The following is a 24,423-nucleotide window of genomic DNA, read 5'->3' on the forward strand; positions in this document are numbered from 1 at the left end:
AAAAATAATTGGAAGGAGAGGCTACTTGGCTTCTCCTTTTTTGTTCCTTTTCGCATAACTTCCTCAAAATTGGCATATAAAACATCATATAGTTTTTGGGGGCGAGAAAATGAATGTTCTAGTGACTGGCGGGTATGGTTTTATTGGTAGTGCGGTAGCAAAACGTTTTTTTGATGAAGGTGCAAACATCTTTATTATTGATAATTTAAGCACAGGGCATTTACGAAATATTGAATTTCCACATAAATCTTATTTATTGAATGTGGAAGATGAAGTTTGTGAGCATTTCTTTAATGAAATCGAGTTTGATGTAGTGGTCCATTGTGCTGCACAAACAAGTGTACAGCTATCTATTCAAGAACCAATGAAAGATATTTTAACGAATATCGTAGGCCTTAGCCAAATGCTTTATCTCTCGTCTAAATATAAGGTGAAGCATTTTGTATTTGCCTCTTCAGCGGCTGTATACGGTGATAGTCATTATCCGCCAATTGAGGAAACGGATTATAGTGAGCCGGTATCGATGTATGGTTTAAATAAAAGTATTGGTGAAACGTATTGTGAGAAGTGGAGACAAGATTACGGTCTACAAACATTGATTTATCGATTTGCAAATGTATATGGACCAAGACAGCCGATAAAAGGAGAGGCCGCTGTTATTCCAACGATGTTGAAAAGTAGCATCGAGGGACAACCATTTACGATTTTTGGAGATGGTCATCAAACAAGAGACTTTATTTATGTCGATGATGTAGCAGATGCAATCTTTGCTGGTGTTGAGGTAGGACTACAAGGCGTCTATAATGTTTCTACAAATGAAGCTTGGTCAATTCAGCAAGTCATCTTACTTTTACAACATTTAAACTATCCGTTAGAAATCCAATATGCACCAGCTCGTGAAGGCGATATTGAACATTCAATTTTATGTCATGATAAACTAGCAAAAGCTATTGGCTGGAAGCCGCGTGTATCGTTTACAGATGGAATTCAACGAGCGATTATTGCTATGCAAAATGAGAAGATAGTAGAGATTTGAAATTGTGTGAGTGAGAATGTCCAATAAGTCCCTTTAAGCAGAATAATTGGCTTTCTTTATGGTGAAAATCCGCTGCGCTTTCTGCGTGCACAACGTAAGTCGTAACCCTCGCTACGCGCGGTTTGTTACGCCTTACGTCTCGTGCAGTTCCCACAGGAGTCTACGCGGATTTTTACTTGTATATCAAAAAAGAGCTACTCTCTGCTAACTATTTTACTTTTAGGACTGCCTCTTTTTTAAGGTGCGAATATTGTATAATAATTATAAATAGTCAAGGTGCAGTTGAACGGAGGGTATAACATGTTAGTAGATTTTAGAGTGAAAAACTGTCTGAGTTATAAGGAGGAAACACTTTTTTCGATGGTGGCTGGTAGTCGTATTCGAAAATTAAAAGATACACATATAATCAAAATCGATTCACTACGCCTTGTGAAAAGCGCATTTGTTTTTGGACCGAACGGTAGTGGTAAGTCGAATTTATTTGGGGCGATTAAAGTGTTACGTTCACTGCTATTTAATTTTGAAAATTTAAATAGTGTGAAAAAATTACGGTTACCATATCAGCCGTTTAAATTGGGTGGTGGTGGTGACTCTCCTACTGAATTTATGATTTCTTTAATGTTAGATGGATCATTGTATGACTATGAAATACATTATAATGCTGAGCAAGTACTTTATGAGCGATTAACAAGAATAGAAGAAATGCAGGAAGAAAAACTATTTCTGCGTGAGTGGGACGCAATTATCCAAGACTATAACTACGAAACAGCACAAATAATGCATCAGGAACTTACGAAGTATACACGTAAAAATACAGCATTTTTATCGGTTTTAAATGTTTTCAATGATGCGAATGCGGCGAAGATTTTTGAGTGGTTTTTACATAAAGTTCTATTCCTTGATGAGGTACATCGATTGTCTAGCCATCCACTTATTCGTAAGTTAGAGGAAGAACCATTTAAACAAGAAGTCATAAAGTTATTGAAAATTGCAGATTTCTCTATTCAAGATGTGACTGCTAGACGCGTAGAGCGTAAAGAGAAAAACACGGTAAGCTATGACTTTGATGGAGAAGATATTGTGATTCAAGAAGTCGATATTGATCTACATTATTTATCGTTTGATAATGAAGGCACACCGCTTGGCACAGAGACGATTAACTGGACAATGGATTCAAAAGGTACAATACGGATGTTGCATTTAGCTTGTGTGATGGTGGATGCCTTTAATAAGGGGAAGACAATATTTATTGATGAATTTGATACAGCTTTCCATGTCTCTATTTGTGAGTTTTTAATGGCTATTATGAATAGTAGAAGAAATGAGTGTAATCAATTTATTGTCACGAGTCATGAAATTGATTTACTTGATCAGCCACTACGCTCGGACCAAATTTGGTTTGTGAATAAAAGTTTTAAAAATGAATCTGAATTGTATTCTTTGTTTGATTTTGCAGAATTACAAAAGAAACGTGGGGATATTTCCTACGCAAAGAGATATCTAAAGGGTGAATTTGGTGCGACACCAGTCATTAATGAATATTTGTCGAACGAATATTTAGGTGAAGCGGAGGTACATGAGTCGTGAGAGTACGTCAAAAAGGAAATTTGGCTTTACGAAAAACGATATTAATTTATTGTGAGGGTGAAACGGAGCGCATTTATTTTGAGCAAATGAAACTATTAAAGCGCTCTAAAATGGTCAGTGTGAAAATCAAAAACGTTAAGCGCTCTGCGATAAAGTTAGCGCAACACGCTTATCGCGATTCTAGCTACCAACCTTTTGATGAGGTGTGGATTGTGTTTGATAAGGATGATCTTACAGAAAAGCAACTAGATGAAGTAAATGTTTTTTGTGAGGAAAAAGATATTAAAATTGCCTATACGAATGAAGCATTTGAGCTATGGCTATTGTTGCATTTTGAAGCAGTGGAAGTATCTGAGCCATATCCACGTGCGGTGCTTAACAGTAAAATGGAGAAGCACCTTGGTGTTACACGCTACTTCCGCCATAAGGGCGACGTGGAGCTTATTTCTCCAATTGCTTTACGTCATGAAGTTGCCATCAAAAACTGTAAGGAAATGATGGCACTACGCAATACAGATAGTCGGGAAAACCCTTACTGTAATGTGCATGAAATGATACAATACATATTTTAAATAGGGAAAAGATGTCTCAGAATTTTTTGAGACATCTTTTTTTGTCTATGTAAGGAAGTCTCGCTCAAAAGGGAAAAGTTATAAATAAAAATTTTCAGAATTTCTCGAAAATGAGTTGAGTTTTTGTATTGAGTATAATAAAATAACTTAAAACATATTAATCCTAGTAATATTATAAGTATTAGAGAAGGTGGCATAAATAAATGACAGCACCGATAATTTCTATCCAACAGGTGAGTAAAATGTTTGCTAAGCAGCCAGTGCTCGATCAAATATCATTGGATGTGCAAAAGGGAGAGATCATTGCGATATTAGGGAAAAGTGGTTGTGGTAAAAGTACATTACTTAACTTAATTGGTGGCTTTGAGCAACCATCTTCCGGACAAGTTTTACTTGATGATGAAATCGTGATGAAAGCCAGTAAACGTTGTATTATGCTCATGCAGAATTATGGATTATTACCATGGCGTTCGGTTCAAAAAAACGTAGAGTTAGCGTTAGAAGGTACAGGTTTAACGAAAATCGAGAGACAACGACGAGCACAGCATTATTTAAAACTTGTAGGTTTAGAAAATCGTCTATCGGCATTGCCAAGTGAATTATCAGGAGGTATGCAACAACGTGTAGCAATTGCGCGCGCGTTAGCGATTCAGCCAGAAGTTATTTTAATGGATGAACCATTCGCGGCACTTGATACGTTCACACGTTATTATTTACAAGACGAATTGTTAGCTATTCAAAAAGAAGAGAAGACCACAATTTTGCTTGTGACACATGATATTGATGAAGCAATCTATTTGGCAGATCGTATTTTTATTATGAGTCCTAATCCTGGGCGCATTCATAGAGAGTTACTTATTCGTAGTACTAAACCGCGAGATCGTTCCGATTCTGATTTTCAGCATTTTCGTGAAATTATTTTTAATGAATTTCAGTTTACGCATCCGCAAAATGCAGTTGAATATAACATTTAAACGGTAATAGCACTGATACCAAAATGCGAGCTTAATTTCTATAACATTGGAGGTAATGAAATGAAAAATAAATTATGGGCAGTTCTACTAGGATTTGCATTGTTATTAACATTAACCGCATGCGGCAAAGATGATGGAGTTACTGATTCAGAAACTGAGGATGGTAAAAAAATTGTCAAAATAGGATATTTACCAATTACCCATGCGGCTCCTTTGTATATGCAAACAGATAAGGGTTACGAAGGTTATGCGGTTGAGCTTGTGAAATTTGGTTCTTGGCCAGAGCTGATGGATGCGCTTAATACCGGGAAAATTGATGGAGCATCAGTACTTATTCAGTTAGCCATGAAAGCAAAAGAGCAAGGGATTGATTTAAAAGCAGTCGCACTTGGCCATCGTGATGGCAACGTTTTAGTCGGTGCACCAAATATTGAGAAAGTAGAAGATTTAAAAGGCAAAAATTTTGCGATTCCAAATAAATACTCAACACATAATGTTTTGCTTTACCGCATGTTGCAGGGAGCTGGCCTAAGCTATGAGGACTTAGAAGTTGTAGAATTACCACCTGCAGAAATGCCAGCTGCTCTAGCAGAAGGGCGAATTGCTGGCTATGTTGTTGCAGAGCCATTTGGAGCGATTTCGGTATCGCTTGAAAAAGGGAAAGTGTTATTCCAATCTGAGGAAATTTGGTCAGATTCCATTGACTGTGGCTTAGTATTACGTAGTGCGTTTATCGAAAAAAATAGGGATCTTGCAAAACAATTTGTGCACGACTATGTCGCTGCAGGAGAAATCATGAATGAAAAAGACAAACACGCACATGACGTTGTTTCGGAATACATTAAAGTCGATAAGGAAGTGCTAGATTTATCCTTAAACTGGATTTCGTATAATAATTTGAAAATCAAAGAGGATGCGTATGGAATTTTACGTGAGTCTTTAATTGAAATGGACTTATCAGATGCACCACCGACGTACGAGGACTTTGTAGATTCGACGTTAATTGAGGAATAGTAGGGTGAGGTTGGTATGGAAAAAATGAACAAAGTAGTACCAGTAGTATTCGGTTTTGTACTACTGGTAGGTACTTGGCAACTGGCTACAATAATCGGAGGGCATGACGCAGCATTATTCCCCCCACCAATAGAAGTATTTGCAGCACTTTTAGAAATTATTAAAGATGGTTCTATTTTTGAGCATATTCAAATTAGCTTGTTTCGCTTCTTTAGTGGTTATTTACTAGCAGTTGTAGTGGCAGTATTACTGGGCTTATTTTTAGGAAGATGGACAAAGGTTTGGGCTGTGCTTGATCCGATTGTTCAAGTACTACGCCCAGTATCACCTATTGCATGGTCACCCTTTATCGTTTTGTGGTTTGGTATTGGCAATATGCCTGCAATTGTCATTATTTTTATCGCAGCATTTTTCCCAGTACTCCTATCGACGGTGTCTGCAGTGAAAAAGGTTGAGGGCGTCTATTTGCGTGTAGCGGCAAATTTTGAAATGTCACAGGTTGACTTACTACGAAAAATAATTTTCCCAGCAGCGTTTCCAATGATTGCAAACGGATTACATATGGCACTTGGGAGTGCATGGATTTTCCTTGTAGCGGGTGAAATGATTGGAGCACAATCCGGATTAGGTTTTTTAATTGTCGATGCAAGAAATTCCTTAAGTCTCGATTTAGTGATGGCTGCAATTATCGTCATTGGTGTTCTTGGGTTATTACTTGATAAGGCTATTCGTTATTTCGAGGGCTGGGTCGCAAAAGTTTGGGGTGGACATGCATAAAAAAAGCTGACGCAGGAGTCATCAGCTATTTCTTAATTGCACGAATTTGTATGTTTTCAATGCGTTCACCGGTATTTTTTGAGTAATAGCCAAGCTCTACTCTTTCACCTGTGTTTGCGTCAACGATTTCTTTATAGCATGGATCTAAGTGCTCGCTACCCCATAAAATAATAGCGTTAAAAACTGGATCTAAAGCTTTCCCAGACTCTGTTAAGGAATAGGCATAGCGCGGTGGGTGCGCCGAATATAGCGTAGCTTCAACAAGCCCTGCTTCCTCTAACGATTTTAAACGGGCAGACAATAAATTTGCAGATAGTCCGGGTAAATTTATCTTGATGTCATTAAAGTTTGTTTGGCCAATTAATAGCTCGTGTAGGATTAGCAGTGTCCAGCGATCACCAATAATATTTAGGGTTTGAGCAATGTTGCATGGTAAGTCATAACGTGTTTTCATAATGATTCCCTCCATGCTGTAGTGTAGCATAAATTATAATTTTTAGTAAATTCAGTTGTTTTTATTAAGTAAGTATAATAAAATAACTCACAAGAACAAAAACTAACTATTCGGAGGTATTTACTATGAGTTTATTTTTAGTAGAATCAACAGTAAGCGAAGTAACAAACAAAGAACAATTTACAGCACTAGTGGAACGTGTAGGAAACGTACAAGACGTAAAAGTAATTGAAGTTCAGGTAGCAAAAGATTTTAGCCGCGCGTATTTTATCGTGGAAACGCATGAAGAAGTACGAGCAACACAGGCATTAGCAGCTGAAAATGTGCAAATTGATTTAGTTAAAGAGGTTCGTTTAGTCGGGAAAAAACTTGAAGATGTAAAGCAAAACCAAGAAGTGGTGAACTATTTAGTAGAATGGGAGATTCCAGCAGAAATTACGATGGATCAATACCTTGCACGTAAAAAGAAAAACTCAGTACATTACGAAGAAGTACCAGAAGTACACTTTTCTCGTACGTACGTATGTGAAGATATGACGAAATGCTTATGCTTCTATGATGCACCTGATGAAGCTGCTGTAAAACGTGCACGTGAAGCAGTACAAACACCAATTACTTCTTTAACAGAATTAGCAGATAAATAAAAGACGTAGGAGTGGAAACCATGGCAGTAGATGTAGTAGTTTTACAAGCTTTAATCGATGAAAAGTTAAAACCGTTTGTGAAGAGAATTGACGAAGAAGCTCTTTATGCGGAAGACTTTTTGCATGCATTAGGCAAGTCAGGATTTTTTGATTCATCACAAAAGAATGAACAAACGACGCTTCTAGATGAGCTAACAATTGTACAAGAAACGGCAAAAGTTTGTATGACAACTGCATTTTGCCTATGGTGCCACCTTGCTGCTTTGACATATATTCGTAAAACAAAAAATGCGGCCTTACGTGGAAAAATATTACCTTTACTTGAGAACGGTGAAGTACTCGGCGCAACAGGGCTTTCCAATCCGATGAAGTTTTACGCAGGGTTAGAAAAGTTACATTTATCAGCAAAGCGTGTTGAAGGTGGCTATGTCTTGGATGGCGTACTTCCAGCTGTATCGAATTTAGGCAATAATCATTGGTTCGGTGCGATTGCCCATAATGAAGAGCAGGAAGTGATGGTGTTCGTAAATACCGACAATGCTAATATTACGCTAAAAGAAAAAACACACTTCTTAGGTGTCAATGGCAGTGCGACCTATACATGTAAATTTGAAAACGTATTTGTTGCAGACGACTACGTAGTTTCACATAATGCTAGTACATTTGTTGATCAAATTCGTCCAACATTTATCTTATATCAAGTGCCACTTGGCTTCGGTGTTGTCGAAGCCTCAGTGGAAGGGATTGAAAAAGTAAAGGCAAAACAGAATGGCTGTAATGAATACTTACAAGTACAAGCAGATGTTCTCTCAGTGAAACTCCAAAGCTTACAGACACATTTAGCGTTACTTGTTCAATCGGGTGAGATAACATTAAACGCCATTAGCAAAATCCGTTTACAGGCGGTGTATGAAACATTAGAAGCGGTACAGGCAAATATGCTTCACAATGGGTCAGCGGGATATATTGCTGGAAGTACCCCTTCTCGCAAGCTACGTGAGGCATACTTTTTTGCTAATCTGACGCCTACCGTACGCCAGCTTGAAAAAATGACAAAAACTTTAACATGCAACAGCAAATGACCAAACATCCACTGATACATGTTAAAGCTTCCAAAGGATGTCACAGATTTTGAAAGGAGCCAATTGCCAAGCATAATACAAAATCTGGACGTAATTGATTAGTAGTAAAATGAAAGAGAAAAACCTTGAAAGGCAAATCAAGGTTTGTCTCTTGTTTATTTAATGTTGCATCATTTGTGTTTTGTCACTTGGTTTTTTCTTATTTAAGAAAAATACTAGAATCCAACCAATTACTGCCATACCTGTCGCGACAACGAATGTTGCTGCGTAGCCTGAGATGAGCGCATCAGAAGCAATCGCACTTTGCATTGTTGCAGTGTCTAATCCACTGTAATTTTCCATATCAGGTTTAAAGTTTTTGGCCGTTTGTGACATAATCGTGATTAAAATAGCTGTACCAATCGAAGCACTCACTTGCTGCATCGTATTAGCCATGGCAGAACCATGTGCATTCAATGTTTGTGGTAGCTGATTTAAGGCATGTGTCATAATTGGCATCATCCCTAATGATAGACCAAACATACGAATAGCATACATAGTTGTCAGCATGGTCATTGATGAATCAGCGGAAAGTGTCGTAAAGTAGAATGTTGTGAAAATCACGATAAGCATTCCTGGGACTGCCATTTTACGAGCACCTAATTTATCAAACAAAATACCTGAAACGGGCGACATAATCCCCATAACAATGGCTCCAGGCAATAGCATTAAACCGGAATCAATAGCAGATAATCCACGAGCCAGTTGCACATACATTGGTAACAATGTTTCAGCACTAATCATAGCGATGATGACAAATACGCTAATAATGACACCTAATGTGAAGTCTTTGTGTTTAAATACGCGGAATTCTAATAAAGGTGTTTCAAGACGAAGCTGTCTCCACGTGAATAACCCAATAATAATAAAGCCACCAATTATACAAGTTAGCACAAGTGTATCTGTCCATCCACGTGATGCACCAGCACTAAATCCGTATAACAATCCACCGAAACCAAAAGAAGACATTAAAATAGAAATAATATCAACCTTTGGATTTGTGCGCTCTGTAACATTAGAGATAAAGAAAATCGATAGAATCAATGTTAAAATTGCAATCGGCAGAACCGCATAAAACAGCATGCGCCAATTAAAATATTCCACCAAATAACCCGATAATGTTGGTCCAATAGCAGGTGCAAAGGAAATAACAAGTCCCATCATCCCCATTGCTGCTCCGCGTTTATCAACAGGGAACATTGTTAGAAGGACAGTCATCATCAGAGGCATCATGACACCCGAGCCCATCGCTTGCACAATACGAGCAATTAATAGAAGTGTGTAAGAGTCTGAAAATGCTGCCACAGCTGTACCGAATGTAAAGACGGCAATGGCTGAAATAAAAATTTGACGAGTTGTAAATTTTCCAATAATAAAGGCTGAAATTGGGATCATTATCCCGTTTGTCAGTAAGAATGCAGTTGTCAACCATTGTACCTGCGTTTCATCTATTGAAAAGTGAACCATGATTTCTGGTAATGCCGTTGCAAGTAGCGTTTCATTTAATAATGAAAAGAACGCCCCGAATAGCATAACCACCAACATAGGTCCTTTTTTTACATGTTTAAATGGATCATTCAAAGTCATATAATTTCTCCTTGTCTTAATCGTTGTTCATATACCAATCTATTCACTCGAATGAGCTGTCCAAATTTTGAATTTGAAGGTTTTCAATGGTAACCATCTTATTCACGAAATTTTTATGGTTACATGTTAAATTTACCTCCACTTTATGTTGGTCGGATTGGATAAAACGTATTCTCTGTTTTTTTAGGCAGATTGTTAATATACCATCTTTATCCTCATAATTCATAAATAAAGCATTTAGCAATTTTTTATCTTCTATTGTAAGTTTTCCATAAATCATTACTTCTGAAATACCACTAATTTCATTTTCTATACTGTTGGGTACCATATGTTTTTTCATATACTTCTTTGTTTTCTCATCATCAATTTGTTGAAGAAAGAATTGAAAAGGTACACCTTGAAATTCAGGCAAATATAAATTACGCCAAGGCATCGTCTTTTTTAAGAGATTGAAAAACCAACGGAATTCCAGTGGTTTCGGTGGAACAACATTTATATTTTGTTGAAGTAGATTTTTGTAAGACTCTTCTATGTCATCAACTTCTAAACAAAAACCAATCAAACCTCTATGTCCATCATGATACTTCATCGTCCAATCTTTTAACCAACCGCCACCGTCGTTCGTTTTAATACTAATAAACTCAAAATATTCATTTCCAATCCATATGTTTGAAACTTTAAACCCCTTTGTACCTTTTCCTTTTTTAGGGTTGTAGGGTAAACCAATGGAATGGATACTATCAATAATGCCTTTATCTTTTTGAACGAAATTATCTACATTTACAACTAAATGATCAATTTTCAAGGAATTCCCTCACTTTAGTAAAAACGTATTTTACGCCAAGCTTTAAAACAATCGCTGTTTAGTTTTATAAGAAACGATTTGATGACATAGTGACCTATTTATAAAATAATGGTTTTAAGAAATGGAAGTACTCCTCCATTTCTGTTGCACATTGATCGGCTAATGTATAGTAGATATCAATATCATAGTTGGATTCCTTATATTGTTGGTTATACTGATTAGAAAGGCCATCCAAAACCCATTTAATCGTATTTAGTGCATATTTTGTGTCTATCTCTTCTTTAAAAAGGGAGTAATCAATACCCTTTAAAAATTTGTCATAATTATTTTCTCCATTAAGAGATTGTTTTGTTTCAAGCTCAGATAATACTTCTGGGCTTTTTTCGATGTGCACCATATTCATGAAGCTAAAAAATGCAGGATTTTGTTGAACTATATTTATTTGAATGGAGATTAACTGCTTATAGCGTTTGAAAACATCTGGTTCAGTCAAATCAAAATTTTCAAAAGTTGCTTCAGAATATTTATTAAATACATAGTCGAATAAAAAGAGATATAAGTTTTTTTTGTTTCCAAAGTAATGGAAAATAAGTCCTTTAGATATCCCAGCTTCCTTCACAATTTTATTTGTTGAAGCTGCTTCGTAAGGTTGCTTTGAAAATTCATTTAACGCTGCGTTTATAATACTACGTTGTTTTTCCTCGTTTAATTTTAGAAATGATGGGTACAAAATTAGCCTCCTCTCGTCGATATTGACCAGTGTGGTCATTCTAACAAATGTTGACTAATATGGTCAATGTTTTTATTTTAAAAATTCTCTAAGTATGTTTCTATACTAAAAACATATATTGTTTATTGAACATAATTGAAATGAAAATTGTTAAGTAACGAAAGGGGATTTTCGTGGATAAACCTTGGTCAAATTCGGGGAATAGTGCAGATGGAAATGCTAAGGATCAACAGCTCGAACAATTTCGCGTAGATAATGATGGGAAAAAGATGACGACAAATCAAGGTATTAAAGTTTCAAATGATGAGGATTCATTAAAGGCTGGGGTAAGAGGTCCAACATTAATGGAGGATTTTCATTTTAGAGAGAAGATTACACATTTTGATCATGAACGGATTCCAGAGCGTGTGGTACATGCGAGGGGTTATGCAGCACATGGGGAATTTGTGCTGTATGAATCTATGCAAGAATATACGAAAGCGGGCTTCTTACAAAAAGTAGGGTCAAAAACGCCTGTCTTTCTAAGATTCTCGAATGTTGTCGGGAGTCTTGGTTCGATGGATACTGCACGAGATGTGCGCGGATTTGCGGTAAAGTTTTATACGGAAGAAGGCAATTATGATTTAGTCGGTAACAATATTCCGGTGTTTTTTATCCAAGATGCCATAAAATTTCCCGATTTAATCCATGCCGCGAAGCCAGAACCTAATAATGAGATGCCACAAGCAGCTACCGCACATGATACATTTTGGGATTTTGTTGCGAATAATCAGGAAAGCGCACATATGATAATGTGGTTAATGTCGGATCGAGCTATTCCGAAAAACTATCGAATGATCGAAGGATTCGGTGTCCATACGTTTCGTTTCATAAACGATAAAGGTAAGTCCAGATTCGTAAAGTTTCATTGGAAGCCAGTATTAGGCGTTCATTCACTTGTGTGGGATGAAGCACAAATTATTGCAGGGAAAGATACCGATTTTCAACGGCGTGATTTATGGGAAGCCATTGAAATTGGAGATTTTCCAGAGTATGAGCTGGGTATACAAATGATTGAGCAAGATGAAGAATTCAGATTTGATTTTGATATTTTGGATGCAACTAAAATTTGGCCTGAGGAAATGGTTCCTGTAAAAATCATTGGTAAGATGACATTGAATCGTAATGTTGACAATGTTTTTGCAGAAACAGAGCAAGTAGCCTTCCATCCGGGGAATGTTGTACCTGGCATTGATTTTACAAATGACCCGCTGTTACAAGGGCGATTATTTTCATATTTAGATACACAGCTTATTCGATTGGGTGGGCCGAACTTTGCAGAAATTCCTATTAACCGACCGATATGTCCAATCCATAATAATCAGCGAAACGGGTTTAGTCGTCAAACAATTAATGTAGGTCGAGTTAGTTATCATAAAAATTCACTTGCCAATAATACACCTTCTACATCCACTGCTGCTGAAGGTGGATTTGTTCATTATGAGGAAAAAGTGGAAGGGCGCATTACGCGTTCACGAAGTAAATCCTTTGACGATCATTTCTCACAAGCAAGGCTATTTTGGAACAGTATGTCACCACCTGAAAAGCAACATATTATCAATGCGTTTAGTTTCGAGGTTGGTAAGGTGAAAAGCCAATCTGTTCGGCAACAAGTTGTCAATATGTTTGTTCGGGTGGATAAAGAAATGGCTACCATAATTGCTAGTAATGTAGGGGTAAATAAACCAGTTGGCGAACAAATAAACGTTACGCTATCTTCACCTGCTCTAAGCCAAGCAAATACAGTGAAATTGCCACAAACACTTAAAGTTGGTGTGCTTATAGGTGACGGATTTGATGGCACAGAAGTAAATAATGTTTTGAAGGTATTAACAAAATATGGCGTAAGATATAGTATTATTGCGGAAAGATTAGGGGCTATTAAGAGTAAGGATGGCGTTCAATTAACTGCAACAGAAACTTATCAAACGACAGATTCGGTACTGTTTGATGCGTTATATGTTGTCGGTGTTAAAGCAGATAATCAAGCGAAATTCAATCAGGATATACAAATATATATTAATCAAGCATTTCGCCATTATAAACCAATTGGCGTTGCAACAACAGGTGTACCATTTTTCAGTGCTTCAAATGCAAAGCTTGGTCCGGGTATTGTAATAGCTACTGGCAACGCCGATTTTGGGAAAAAATTTGTGGATGCTATCGCAAAGCAGCGTTTTTGGGACAGGGATATCTATTAGTAAGTTCGTTTAAACGGGGATGCTTAAAGCGTTCTCGTGTTTTTTTATGGTAGTTTAACTGAAAAGGAACATGAATGATGGTGCGTTGTAGGAAAAAGAAACGGGCTTTTAACCTTATAAAAGGCGTCAGTTTCATAATAATTTTGGGAGGTTTCGAGTAATGAAGACGGTTAGGAAAGGAAGCTCATCTAATACTGTTCCTTTCTAGAGGTGAAAGTTGAAAATCTATAAAATACATATTTTATTAATAACATTTTGAAATACATTTTCTTATAAGGAAATATTACTACCATTGCATTCAAATTTTGTAAATGATAAGGTGATACATGAGGTGAATTTTTTGGAAAACTTTGATTTAGCAGTTATTGGTGCAGGACCTGGGGGATATGTAGCTGCCATTCATGCAGCGAAAAATGGTATGAAAGTAGCGTTGATTGAACGTGGAAAAGTTGGAGGCGCTTGCTATAATGTAGGCTGTATTCCATCAAAAATTTTATTGGAGCATAGTAAGCTTGTACAAGAAATTGAACGTGGCAATGGCTGGGGGATTGAAACACCAACTGTGAACATTAATTTCCCGCGTTTGATGCAGCGAAAAGATGGTGTGATTGCTGAGTTACTAGCTAATATCGAAGAATTTATTGCTAGTAATCAAATTGTATTTTATCGTGGAGAAGCGTCAGTTGCACATGATTTAACGGTTACTGTTGGAACAGAAACCTTAACAGCAAAAGATATTATCTTAGCGACAGGAAGTAAACCATTTGTACCACCATTTAAGGGTTTAGAAACATCTACATATTTTACAACGGATACATTTTTTGATATGAAGGAGCTACCCAAGCAGTTAACGATTATTGGTGGTGGCGTAATTGCAGTTGAAATGGCATTTAGCTTGGCGCCACTTGGCACGAAGGTGACGATGCTCAATCATAGTTTAGATGTTTTACAAACAGAAGAACCTGATGCACGTCCAATTATTCGTGAAAAAATGGCGAAGCTTGGGATTGAGCTTGTGACGGATTTCCAATTTGAGTATTTCAATGGGAACGAAATTCATACGTCTAAAGGTGTTTATACATACGAAAATTTATTATTTGCGACAGGTCGCCGTCCAAATACGGAAATTGCTGAAATGCTTGATTTACATTTTGATGGACGGTTAATTGCTGTGAACGAGCATCTTGAAACGAGTCAACCTCATGTTTATGCGATTGGTGATTTAGTAGGTGGTTATCAGCTAGCGCACGCAGCAAGTGCAGAAGGTATCCATGTTGTTGAGCATATTTTGGGGAAGAAACCGGAAACGATTGATCAAACTTCGATTCCACGATGTGTATACACGCACCCGGAGATTGCGACATTTGGTTTACTAGAGGAAGAAATCGATGTAGCCTACACAGTGACGAAAATCCCAGTTCGCACGAATCCTAAAGCTTTAATGGAAGGGAATATTGAGGGCTTTGTCAAGCTGATGGTTACAAAAGACGATGGGCGTATTTTAGGTGCTTGCGTTGTTGGAGATGGGGCAACAGAAATTTTAAATACAATCTTAGCAACGAAAAATGCAGGAGGAACGGCGGTCGCGTTGGCAAAAATGATTTTCCCACATCCGACCGTATCCGAACATGTAGGGGATGCAGCAAAGGCAGTTTTCGGCAAGGCAATTCACTTATAAAAATAAGAAATCACGGTTCGAATTTAAGAACTGTGATTTTTTTTGCTATAAAACTAGATTACTCATAAAATTTGATTTGTTGTATTTGAAAACTGTGTATGATTGTTGAAAAAGGCTACATAATTTTGATTACTAGTAGTAAAAGAAGGTTTTGGATGGTTCTTCACCAAATGGAGGAGTTGATATTTTAAATAAAACGTTTGTTGATAGGAGTGGCGCCAGTGTTTAGGGGGAATGAAGGCTAATAGCGTCACGTCCTGTCCTGTCATAATTTATCTGTGCATAAGCGAAGCGACAGCAGCACAGGCCTTTATGTCTAATAACCTGTAGCAGACACTTATAAAACACCTGTTCGTATTATAAGGTCAGCCAGAGAAATCTGGTTGACTATTTTTTATTCAATTTATAGATTGATAGTAGCCGGTGTAGAACGGAAGCACCTGTGGGACTCGATCCCGACAACTAACATGTTCACCCTCTACTTGTTAACACATGATTAGGCTGGTTGGGACATAGTGATCCCGTATAACAAGCGAACATATGAATGACAAGCTAGATAGAGGTTACCGGTCAATCCATTACCTAAGGAGGAGATAAACATGAATCCAGTTGTTGGCCTGGATATCGCAAAAGGTGAAAGTCAGGTTCAAATGTTCTTGGATAAAAAAATGCCCTATAAAAACAGTGTGAAAGTTGATCATACGGTGGAAGGATTAGAAGAGTTACACTCTTATTTACTAGATTTAGAGCGTCAAACAGGGATGAAACCACCTATTGTTTTAGAAGCGACAGGTCACTATCATGCCCCAGTTGTACAGTTTTTAGAGGCAAGAGAGTACATTGTCATAATCGTAAATCCACTGGTATCTTATCGAGCAAAAAGCTCTAACTTACGAAAAACTAAAACTGATGCCATTGATGCCTATCACTTAGGTGAGCTGTATTACAAAGAGGATTTGGAGCCTCAGAAAAAGCGTGGGATTAAGCTTTTAAACCTTCGACATCTGACAAGGCAACACGAAAACATGACGGGCATTATGGTTCAAACAAAGCTACAATTTCAAGCAGTATTAGATCAAGTATTCCCCGAGTATAAAGGAGTTTTTGGAGATTTATACGCTGAGATTTCATTAAGGACTTTACAGTCCTACCCTACATCCGAATCAGTACTAGACGCAGGTGTAGAAGAGATTGCACAATTTATTGATAGGCATTGTAAAGCACGTTCATTTAATTGGGCGCAAGAAAGAGCTAAAGTATTAATCGCAGCTGCAGAACGCAACCTATTTCAGTCAACGCTTTATCAAAGCCTTCTCGTCAGTCTGAATATGTATATTGATTTACTTCAAGCGTACCGCCAACAACTTTCTACGTTAGAGCGTGAGATTGATCAATTGGCGGCACAACTCGAAGAATATGAATTAATCCAGTCACTTCCCGGCGTAGGTGAAAAAATCGCTGCCACGATACTTTCAGAAATTGGGGAAATTGACCGGTTTAATCATCCCAAAAAGTTAGTAGCTTTTGCAGGACTAGATCCCAGTGTGTTTGAATCTGGGCGCTTTAAAGGCACAAACAATCACATTACCAAACGTGGCTCAGCTAGGCTTCGGCATATGCTTTACACAGCTGTTCGCTGCTCAATTCGTGATAGTCGTAAAAAGAAAACAACAGATGAAACTATTGCACGAAATAAACGATTACGAGCCTTCTACGAATTGAAACGCGAGGAAGGTAAACCATATAAAGTAGCTATTATAGCTTGTGCTAATAAGCTTTTACACTGGATTTATGCGATTTTAAAAACAAAAACACCGTTCCAAGAAACTATTTAACAACAGTATTTTCAAATAAAACAAAAACCTTCCACATAAAATGAGGAGGGTTATTTGTGTTGAACATTTTTAGTATAACATGAAGTGTTTTTTGATTAAAAATGTTTTTCTTGACATTCTATTAGCTGGTTTATTCCAAAGTGGATTACCGGACGCCCCTAGGAAAGTACGCTGGCGTACGGTAATCATCCCCTATTTTTGATGAACCTTTTGGATGAGAATTCTGGAATTCACCGGAAATAAGCCGATATAAATTAAGATATGAGACCATTCGGAGGGAATATAATGTCTATTTTAGATAGTTTGAAGCGTGTGAAGAAAGAGTTATTAGATCAAAAACATCCATTTGCTCATGAGGATGCACAATTTCGGCAGACGTATGCAATTGGTTACGCTTTACTGTTATGTGTAAAAGGTTATCCTAGTGAGATGGCGAAAGATGATTTGAAAAGGCAGGTGGCGCTATTAGATTTGCCTATGGAATTTAAAAAGCATGCAATTCAAGTTGCACTACAGGCAGAAGATGAAACAGTACATAAATTACTACAGGTTTTAAGTAAACCGATTCATAAATATTTCTTTATGCTGGACTTGTATAGCCAAGCACAAAAGGATCATAAAATTACGGAAAAAGAGCAAGAGATACTTGTCCTATTTGAAGAACTTTTACAGTTAAATTATGCAGAAATCCATTTTATACGTGGTTTCCGTTTAGCGATACTTCGTAACGATGTGGAGGTTGGTTTAAAAGTTGTACAAGCCGCATTAGAGCAAAATGTGGAAGTTCCACTAACATCACTTAGCTATTTCCTACCGAATTTTATATACCAAGATCGCATGGCACAGATGACCTTACTAACTGGACAAAAACGTAAACTTAATTATGCGACACTCTTTACGGGAGATGTTATTGTTAGTAAGGGAGCTGAGCTTGATTTAAATGGTATGGAGGTCACGTTTGCAAATAATGCATCGATTATCGTCGATGGCGGTATATTAAAAGCAGATGGTGCACGATTTATGGCTTCAATGGATGCTAATAAGACAATGCTATCATTACGTAATATTTCTCAATTGAAAATAGAAAATGCTCATTTCTTTGGTGCTAGTATTGTGCGTGCTGTGGAAATGAATAATGTACAGGTCGAAATGGATAGTTGTTCCTTTGAGAAATGTTTCGATGAGGAACGCGGTGGTGCTGTCTATTTTACTAATAGCGAAAGCTTTATTTTACGCAATTGTGTATTTGAGCATAATTCATCACTTGGTAAAGGTGGTAGTATGTATATTGCTGGAACTGAGGCAGCACATATGAAATCCCGCAACTTCTTTGGCTTTATTTCAGGTGGTAAGGTGAAGAAAGTAAAGCTAATAATGGAAGGTTGTAGTTTTAAAGAGAGTCGCTCACAAATGAGTGGTGCACTGCATATGTATGATGCTGAAATTATGTTAAAAGATACAAGTTTTGAAGCATGTACATCTCAAACAGGTGGTGCGGCAGTAGATACGCTAAATTGTAAGTTTGAAGGTAGTGGTAATACATTTACGAAATGTAAGGCTGCTATTAATGCTGCTGTTGTCGTTTTAGGTGGTGCTAAACTTGAAAATGAAACAAGTTTTGGCAAATTTGAAACGTGTGAGCCGAAAAATATATTGTATAAATAAAACAAAGAAAGCGCATCATAGGAGTCCATTCCTAAGATGCGCTATATTTAATTTAATTTAATTCATGTGGTTCAATCGCTTTTTGATCTTCTGAATGTGCTACTGACAGATATAAGAATGCCTCGTCCTGTAATAGATGCAATTTATCCTCGTTAATTCCGTGAGCTAGTGCACCTGAAAAAATGGATTCCCACCAAGTTTCTGTCATCATCATAAATAATTCCCCCATTCGATTGTATTTATGTAATTGCACATTTCCCTTGAAGTAAATCGTGTAAACCTTTCGAGAATAACGAATCGTGTTTAGATATCACCAACCTGTTCAAAAAGAGGTTTTTTACACGTCATGTTGAATCTTATAGACAAAGATAGTTTGTTTCAAAAGTTATAATTTATGTATGCCATTATAAAAAAGAGGTGTTTATTTATGAATTTTACTGCTCAAGATGTAGAAAATATGATTACACAACAACGTCAATTTTATTTTTCGCGTGCAACAAAAGACATTGATTTTCGCAAAGAGCAATTATTGAAATTAAAAAAGACCATTTTGAAATATGAAAAAGAAGTACTAAGTGCACTGTATTTAGATTTACGCAAAAGTGAATTTGAAGCATATGCGACAGAGGTAGGTATCGTGCTCGATAGCATCTCTTTTATGGTCAAGCATGTAGATGAGTGGATGAAGCCTGAAGCGGTGAAGACACCAATTCATTTGCAAATGGGAAAAAGTTTTATTGTACGTGAACCATATGGTGTAACACTGATTATCGGTCCTTTTAATTATCCATTCCAGCTTGTGATGGAGCCATTAATTGGCGCAATTGTTGGTGGCAATACAGCTATTGTAAAACCATCAGAAACTTCAGTGCATACTGCTGCGATTGTGAAAAAAATTATCGAAGAAACATTTGATGCCTCTTTTGTACGTGTTGTGGAAGGGGAAAAAGAAGAAGTTACAGCTCTTATTCATGCATCATTTGATTATATATTCTTCACGGGAAGTGTAGCTGTAGGTAAAGTAGTCGCGCGTGCAGCAGCAGAGCGTTTAACACCGTTTGCGCTAGAACTTGGTGGAAAAAGCCCTGCAATTGTTGACCAAACAGCGAACTTAGAAGTATCGGCTAAGCGATTGGCTTGGGGAAAATTCACAAATACAGGGCAAACATGTGTCGCACCTGATTATATCCTTGTACATAAAGATGTGTATGAGCCATTTGTGAAAATATTAAAAGATACAATTCGAACTTTTTACGGAAGAAATGCGTTGAAAAGTCCTGACTACGGTCGCATTATTAATGTGAGACAATTTGATCGATTACAACAAATTTTAGTGGAAGAACGTGACTCGATTACGTTTGGTGGTCGCACAGATCGAGATGATTTGTATATTGAGCCAACAGTAATTGAGCACGTTCAGTGGACAAGTCCATCTATGCAGGACGAGTTGTTTGGTCCAATATTACCTATTATGGTGTACGATGATTTACGTATTGCCATTCATCAAGTTCGTCAATTACCGAAGCCGTTAGCTGCGTACTTCTTCTCAGAACATGAAAAAGCAATCAATTACTTTTTAGAGGAATTGCCGTTTGGTGGTGGGTGCATTAATGATACAGTGACCCACGTCGGAAATATGCACTTGCCATTTGGTGGCGTAGGACCCTCCGGGGCAAAGGCTTACCACGGTAAGGCAAGCTTTGAGAATTTTACACATGCAAAATCTATACTAAAAAAATCCTCAAAATTAGAAACGAATGTATTATTTCCACCTTATAAACAAAAAGTAAAGTTAATCCGTACAATTATGAAATAAGGAAAAAGGCTATCTCCACTATTACTTGGCGGAGACAGCCTTTTTTGATAGATGGTAATTTGATATGGATGGTCGCCCCATATTCTAGTTCACTGTCAATGGTGCTAGTTGTTGCGCATTCGTAATAAGTCAATTTGTAGTAAAATATACACCTCAAATTACCATAGTTACGAATATGATACAACATTTTATGGTGTCGATAAATGACGTATTTTGTTATGATATATAAAATTAAATGTTTTTCTAAAATGGTAGCGTTTACATTGAAAAATCATGTATTGAGGCATTTCATTTATGAGTTGATAAGTAGTAAAATAAGTTCAATAGATAGTGGGGGTATTCATTCTGTCAAATGTTGTCGAAAAATCGTTAGTGAGGTTAGAACAACAAATTTTGATAAAGTGAATGTAGAGATTGATTGGAGGACTATGAAATGTATGCAGAGGAATTGTTGAGTGCATTACCTTTGAGAAAAATTGTCGGTGAATTACCAGATCAAGTGAGCGATATTGTGGTGGATTCACGTGGTGTACAGCCGAATAGTATGTTTGTTTGTATAAAGGGTTATACAGTAGATGGGCATGATTATGCACAAAGAGCAGTAGAAGGTGGTGCAACGATTGTTGTAACTGAGCGAGTACTACCTTTGCCAGACGCAATTGCACAAGTTATTGTGAAAGATACGGAGCGTGCAGTTGGCTTACTAGCAGCGAAGTTCTTTGATTATCCGTCGAAGGATATTACGATGATCGGTGTTACAGGGACTAATGGTAAAACATCAGTGACTGGTATTATACAAAACATCATGCAAGGTATGGGCGAGAAATCTGCACTAACAGGAACAATTGGCTTTAATTTAAATGGGATTTTATATGAATCTTCAAATACCACAAGTGATGCACTTTCGACACAACAAATGATTTTCCGTGCGAAAATGGAAGGTTGTCGTTTAATGACGATGGAAGTTTCTTCGCATGGTCTAGCATTAGGACGATTAGCTGGTGTCGATTATGATGTAGCGATTTTTACGAATCTTTCACATGACCACCTTGATTTCCATGGTACGATGGAGGAATATGGACATGCAAAAGGTCTTCTATTTTCTCAACTTGGACAGGATTTAGAAAAAAATAAATTTGTTGTATTAAATGCAGATGATCCTTGGTCTGAGCGTTATGCAGCGATGACGCCATTCCCGGTATGGACATATGGTTTGCAAAATGAAACGGCTGATTTCCGTGCTATCAATTGCCAGTATCATGACTATATGACGCATTTTGATGTTGTCACGGCAGAGGGGACATTCCCTGTGAAAATGCATTTACTTGGTGAGTTTAATGTATACAATGTCCTTGCAGCAATGGTGTCATTTTATGGACGTGGCTACTCCATGGAATCAATTATTGAGCAGGTCGAGCAATTGCCACCAGTAAAAGGACGTATGGAGAAAGTTCCAACTGACTTACCAGTGAAAATTTTTGTCGATTATGCGCATACTCCAGATGCAATTGAAAAAGCAATCGCAGCGGCTGAGCCTTATAAAAAAGGGAAGCTGATATTCTTAGTAGGTACAGGTGGTAATCGAGATAAATCAAAACGTCCAGCAATGGCAGAAAAAGCATCTGCTGCGGATTATGTAATTTTAACGACAGACGACCCACGCTATGAGCCGTATGATAGTATTACAGGTGATCTTGCGAAAGGCATGCTACATGAAAACTATGCTTGTATAGGTGATCGTGCGGAAGCAGTACGACATGCCATTTCAATAGCAGAACCGGACGATATGATTATATTTGCTGGTAAAGGTCACGAGGACTATCAAATTATCGAGAATACTAAATATCCACATAGCGATGCAGAAATTGCTATGGAGGCAGGTCGTTTGAAATTTGTGTAAGAAGAAATTGTTCGAAAAATAATAACGTCAATATATTCTTTAAACGATTATGAGAGTTTGTTTAAGGGACCCGTTGATTTCCGTTCTAGGCGGACGACCCTGAAAAGCGCCTAACAGGAAAGGAAATCAACCCACGTTACTGTAGTTAAAGGAGCTTTCAAGTACGGATTTTGGCAAAGAGACCATTTTAAGAATGATTTATTCGTGCAATTTCTATGGATAAAATACTTTATCAACAGAATGTGAAAACCTTTTAGTCATGCACTAAAAGGTTTTCTTTTTGAATTATTAAGTAAAAAGGTTGTGCAGAGGGTAAGCCTTCTTTTATTATTAGTAGGTATGAAAAAAGGAGAATGTGAAAATGACTTCAAATTTAGAACAAGATATATTATCACGTCGTACGTTCGCTATCATTAGTCACCCGGATGCTGGGAAAACGACGATTACAGAAAAACTTTTATTATTCGGCGGTGCTATTCGTGACGCAGGTACAGTAAAAGGAAAAAAATCAGGCAAATTTGCAACATCTGACTGGATGGAAATTGAGAAGCAACGTGGGATTTCAGTAACATCTTCAGTTATGCAATTTGACTATAATGGTTCGCGTGTAAATATTTTAGACACACCTGGGCACCAAGATTTCTCAGAAGATACGTATCGTACATTAATGGCTGTTGATAGTGCAGTAATGGTTGTCGATGCTGCAAAAGGGATTGAAGCGCAAACGTTAAAGTTATTTAAAGTTTGTAAAATGCGTGGTATTCCAATCTTCACATTCATCAATAAATTAGACCGTCAAGGGAAAGAGCCACTTGAGCTAATTGAAGAATTAGAAGAAGTACTTGGCATTAATGCGTATCCAATGAACTGGCCAATCGGTATGGGGAAAGAATTCCTTGGCATTTATGACCGTTATAATAAACGTATCGAACAATTCCGTACGGATGAGGGTGAACGTTTCTTGCCGATCAATGAGGAAGGCGAATTGGCTGTCGATCATCCGATGAAAGTAACATCTTATTATACGCAAGCGATGGATGATATCATGCTATTAGATGAAGCAGGTAATGAGTACTCAGAAGAAAAAATCCGTCGTGGGGAATTAACTCCAGTATTCTTCGGCTCGGCTTTAACGAACTTCGGGGTACAAACATTCCTTGAAACATATTTACAGTTTGCCCCAACACCACAGCCTCGTATTACAGAAGATGAGCAATTCATTGATCCTGTTGAGTACGATGAGTTTTCTGGTTTCATTTTCAAAATACAAGCGAATATGAACCCTGCCCACCGTGACCGTATCGCATTTGTGCGTATCGTATCGGGTAAATTCGAACGTGGCATGAATATGACATTATCTCGTACAGGAAAGTCATTTAAAGTAACGCAATCTACACAATTCCTTGCAGATGATCGCGAAACTGTAGATGTAGCGGTTGCGGGCGATATCATTGGTTTATATGATACAGGAACATATCAAATTGGTGATACAGTTGTAGGTGGGAAGAAAACGTTCCAATTTGAGAAATTACCACAGTTTACACCGGAGTTATTCGTCCGTGTTACAGCGAAAAACGTTATGAAATCGAAGCAATTCCATAAAGGGATTCTACAGTTAGTGCAAGAGGGTGCGATACAGTACTATAAAACATTGCACACTGAAGAAGTTATCCTTGGAGCAGTTGGACAATTACAATTCGAAGTCTTCGAGCACCGCATGAAAAATGAATACAATGTTGAAGTGAAAATGGAGCCAATCGGTTCAAAAATTGCACGCTGGATTGAAAATGAAGATGATGTTAAAGAGTCGATGTCTTCTGGCCGTTCAATGCTTGTAAAAGACCGCTTCGACAATTATGTTTTCTTATTTGAAAACGAGTTCGCTATGCGTTGGTTTGCTGACAAAAATGAAAATATAAAATTATATAGCTTACTATAATAAAGGAACACGAATCGACAATTATGCGATTCGTGTTTTTTTACAAGGA

20 protein-coding genes are annotated in these 24,423 nt (G+C 37.4%); 15 read left to right on the plus strand and 5 right to left on the minus strand.

Annotation, left to right across the window (positions count from 1 at the left end):
• Positions 1–109: 109 nt before the first annotated feature.
• From ACIQZG_RS05115 to ACIQZG_RS05140, 6 genes are all read left to right on the plus strand, one after another.
• Positions 110–1,036 carry an NAD-dependent epimerase/dehydratase family protein gene (locus ACIQZG_RS05115; protein ID WP_402754089.1) on the plus strand — a complete coding sequence of 309 codons (927 nt, stop codon included), beginning with the start codon at positions 110–112 and terminating at the stop codon, positions 1,034–1,036.
• A gap of 300 nt (positions 1,037–1,336) precedes the next feature.
• Positions 1,337–2,623 (plus strand): AAA family ATPase, encoded by a 1,287-nt coding sequence (locus tag ACIQZG_RS05120; RefSeq protein ID WP_402754090.1) that lies wholly within the window; start codon positions 1,337–1,339, stop codon positions 2,621–2,623.
• Positions 2,620–3,195, plus strand: coding sequence for an RloB family protein (locus tag ACIQZG_RS05125; RefSeq protein ID WP_402754091.1), 576 nt, complete (start codon positions 2,620–2,622; stop codon positions 3,193–3,195). Before ACIQZG_RS05120 ends, ACIQZG_RS05125 begins: the two co-directional genes overlap by 4 nt.
• 203 nt (positions 3,196–3,398) lie before the next feature.
• The gene (locus ACIQZG_RS05130) at positions 3,399–4,169 is read left to right on the plus strand and encodes an ABC transporter ATP-binding protein (protein WP_402754092.1); all 771 of its coding nucleotides are present in this window, start codon (positions 3,399–3,401) and stop codon (positions 4,167–4,169) included.
• 60 nt (positions 4,170–4,229) lie between these two features.
• A complete protein-coding gene (locus tag ACIQZG_RS05135; protein ID WP_402754093.1) occupies positions 4,230–5,183 on the plus strand; it encodes an ABC transporter substrate-binding protein in 954 nt (317 codons plus the stop codon).
• A 15-nt stretch (positions 5,184–5,198) separates the two neighbouring features.
• Positions 5,199–5,960 carry an ABC transporter permease gene (locus tag ACIQZG_RS05140; protein WP_402754094.1) on the plus strand — a complete coding sequence of 254 codons (762 nt, stop codon included), beginning with the start codon at positions 5,199–5,201 and terminating at the stop codon, positions 5,958–5,960.
• 25 nt (positions 5,961–5,985) lie between these two features.
• Here ACIQZG_RS05140 and ACIQZG_RS05145 read toward each other — a convergent pair whose 3' ends face one another.
• Entirely contained in the window at positions 5,986–6,414 is a 429-nt protein-coding gene (locus ACIQZG_RS05145; RefSeq protein ID WP_402754095.1) for a winged helix-turn-helix transcriptional regulator, read from the minus strand.
• 125 nt (positions 6,415–6,539) lie between these two features.
• Here ACIQZG_RS05145 and ACIQZG_RS05150 point away from each other — a divergent pair, with 125 nt between their 5' ends.
• Positions 6,540–7,058, plus strand: a complete 519-nt coding sequence (locus tag ACIQZG_RS05150) for a DUF4242 domain-containing protein (RefSeq protein WP_402754096.1) — start codon at positions 6,540–6,542, stop codon at positions 7,056–7,058.
• A 20-nt stretch (positions 7,059–7,078) separates the two neighbouring features.
• Entirely contained in the window at positions 7,079–8,140 is a 1,062-nt protein-coding gene (locus tag ACIQZG_RS05155; RefSeq protein WP_402754097.1) for an acyl-CoA dehydrogenase family protein, read from the plus strand.
• 159 nt (positions 8,141–8,299) lie between these two features.
• On the opposite strand, the gene ACIQZG_RS05160 is transcribed toward ACIQZG_RS05155, so the two are convergent.
• The 3 genes from ACIQZG_RS05160 to ACIQZG_RS05170 all read right to left on the minus strand — a co-directional run bounded on the left by ACIQZG_RS05160 (position 8,300) and on the right by ACIQZG_RS05170 (position 11,301).
• Entirely contained in the window at positions 8,300–9,766 is a 1,467-nt protein-coding gene (locus ACIQZG_RS05160) for an MDR family MFS transporter (RefSeq protein ID WP_402754098.1), read from the minus strand.
• Positions 9,767–9,809: 43 nt separating this feature from the next.
• A complete protein-coding gene (locus tag ACIQZG_RS05165; protein WP_402754099.1) occupies positions 9,810–10,571 on the minus strand; it encodes a VOC family protein in 762 nt (253 codons plus the stop codon).
• A 94-nt stretch (positions 10,572–10,665) separates the two neighbouring features.
• Positions 10,666–11,301: a TetR/AcrR family transcriptional regulator gene (locus ACIQZG_RS05170; protein WP_402754100.1), complete on the minus strand. Its 636-nt coding sequence runs from the start codon at positions 11,299–11,301 to the stop codon at positions 10,666–10,668.
• 173 nt (positions 11,302–11,474) lie between these two features.
• On the opposite strand from ACIQZG_RS05170, the gene ACIQZG_RS05175 reads away from it, so the two are divergent.
• The 4 genes from ACIQZG_RS05175 to ACIQZG_RS05190 all read left to right on the plus strand — a co-directional run bounded on the left by ACIQZG_RS05175 (position 11,475) and on the right by ACIQZG_RS05190 (position 18,719).
• Complete coding sequence (locus ACIQZG_RS05175; protein ID WP_402754101.1) at positions 11,475–13,541, plus strand: catalase; 2,067 nt, start codon at positions 11,475–11,477, stop codon at positions 13,539–13,541.
• 340 nt (positions 13,542–13,881) lie between these two features.
• The gene (lpdA, locus tag ACIQZG_RS05180; RefSeq protein WP_402754102.1) at positions 13,882–15,219 is read left to right on the plus strand and encodes a dihydrolipoyl dehydrogenase; all 1,338 of its coding nucleotides are present in this window, start codon (positions 13,882–13,884) and stop codon (positions 15,217–15,219) included.
• Between the two features lie 599 nt (positions 15,220–15,818).
• Positions 15,819–17,054 carry an IS110 family RNA-guided transposase gene (locus tag ACIQZG_RS05185; RefSeq protein WP_402754103.1) on the plus strand — a complete coding sequence of 412 codons (1,236 nt, stop codon included), beginning with the start codon at positions 15,819–15,821 and terminating at the stop codon, positions 17,052–17,054.
• A gap of 285 nt (positions 17,055–17,339) precedes the next feature.
• Positions 17,340–18,719, plus strand: a complete 1,380-nt coding sequence (locus tag ACIQZG_RS05190; RefSeq protein ID WP_402754104.1) for a right-handed parallel beta-helix repeat-containing protein — start codon at positions 17,340–17,342, stop codon at positions 18,717–18,719.
• A gap of 52 nt (positions 18,720–18,771) precedes the next feature.
• Here ACIQZG_RS05190 and ACIQZG_RS05195 read toward each other — a convergent pair whose 3' ends face one another.
• Entirely contained in the window at positions 18,772–18,933 is a 162-nt protein-coding gene (locus ACIQZG_RS05195; protein WP_402754105.1) for a hypothetical protein, read from the minus strand.
• Positions 18,934–19,146: 213 nt separating this feature from the next.
• Here ACIQZG_RS05195 and ACIQZG_RS05200 point away from each other — a divergent pair, with 213 nt between their 5' ends.
• The 3 genes from ACIQZG_RS05200 to ACIQZG_RS05210 all read left to right on the plus strand — a co-directional run bounded on the left by ACIQZG_RS05200 (position 19,147) and on the right by ACIQZG_RS05210 (position 24,374).
• Complete coding sequence (locus ACIQZG_RS05200) at positions 19,147–20,535, plus strand: aldehyde dehydrogenase (RefSeq protein ID WP_402754106.1); 1,389 nt, start codon at positions 19,147–19,149, stop codon at positions 20,533–20,535.
• 433 nt (positions 20,536–20,968) lie between these two features.
• On the plus strand, positions 20,969–22,435 hold the full coding sequence (locus ACIQZG_RS05205) for a UDP-N-acetylmuramoyl-L-alanyl-D-glutamate--2,6-diaminopimelate ligase (RefSeq protein WP_402754107.1): 1,467 nt from the start codon (positions 20,969–20,971) through the stop codon (positions 22,433–22,435).
• A gap of 361 nt (positions 22,436–22,796) precedes the next feature.
• Entirely contained in the window at positions 22,797–24,374 is a 1,578-nt protein-coding gene (locus ACIQZG_RS05210; RefSeq protein ID WP_402754108.1) for a peptide chain release factor 3, read from the plus strand.
• Positions 24,375–24,423 lie beyond the last annotated feature (49 nt).

Source organism: Lysinibacillus sp. NPDC096418, assembly GCF_044762775.1.
In the GTDB taxonomy this organism is placed as follows: domain Bacteria; phylum Bacillota; class Bacilli; order Bacillales_A; family Planococcaceae; genus Lysinibacillus.

Bases quoted from the DNA above. Each gene is read 5' to 3' on its own strand.
- ACIQZG_RS05115 (WP_402754089.1), top strand. From the start codon at position 110: ATGAATGTTCTAGTGACTGGCGGGTATGGTTTTATTGGTAGTGCGGTA.
- ACIQZG_RS05120 (WP_402754090.1), top strand. From the start codon at position 1,337: ATGTTAGTAGATTTTAGAGTGAAAAACTGTCTGAGTTATAAGGAGGAA.
- ACIQZG_RS05130 (WP_402754092.1), top strand. From the start codon at position 3,399: ATGACAGCACCGATAATTTCTATCCAACAGGTGAGTAAAATGTTTGCT.
- ACIQZG_RS05135 (WP_402754093.1), top strand. From the start codon at position 4,230: ATGAAAAATAAATTATGGGCAGTTCTACTAGGATTTGCATTGTTATTA.
- ACIQZG_RS05140 (WP_402754094.1), top strand. From the start codon at position 5,199: ATGGAAAAAATGAACAAAGTAGTACCAGTAGTATTCGGTTTTGTACTA.
- ACIQZG_RS05145 (WP_402754095.1), bottom strand. From the start codon at position 6,414: ATGAAAACACGTTATGACTTACCATGCAACATTGCTCAAACCCTAAAT.
- ACIQZG_RS05150 (WP_402754096.1), top strand. From the start codon at position 6,540: ATGAGTTTATTTTTAGTAGAATCAACAGTAAGCGAAGTAACAAACAAA.
- ACIQZG_RS05155 (WP_402754097.1), top strand. From the start codon at position 7,079: ATGGCAGTAGATGTAGTAGTTTTACAAGCTTTAATCGATGAAAAGTTA.
- ACIQZG_RS05160 (WP_402754098.1), bottom strand. From the start codon at position 9,766: ATGACTTTGAATGATCCATTTAAACATGTAAAAAAAGGACCTATGTTG.
- ACIQZG_RS05185 (WP_402754103.1), top strand. From the start codon at position 15,819: ATGAATCCAGTTGTTGGCCTGGATATCGCAAAAGGTGAAAGTCAGGTT.
- ACIQZG_RS05190 (WP_402754104.1), top strand. From the start codon at position 17,340: ATGTCTATTTTAGATAGTTTGAAGCGTGTGAAGAAAGAGTTATTAGAT.
- ACIQZG_RS05195 (WP_402754105.1), bottom strand. From the start codon at position 18,933: ATGATGATGACAGAAACTTGGTGGGAATCCATTTTTTCAGGTGCACTA.
- ACIQZG_RS05200 (WP_402754106.1), top strand. From the start codon at position 19,147: ATGAATTTTACTGCTCAAGATGTAGAAAATATGATTACACAACAACGT.
- ACIQZG_RS05205 (WP_402754107.1), top strand. From the start codon at position 20,969: ATGTATGCAGAGGAATTGTTGAGTGCATTACCTTTGAGAAAAATTGTC.
- ACIQZG_RS05210 (WP_402754108.1), top strand. From the start codon at position 22,797: ATGACTTCAAATTTAGAACAAGATATATTATCACGTCGTACGTTCGCT.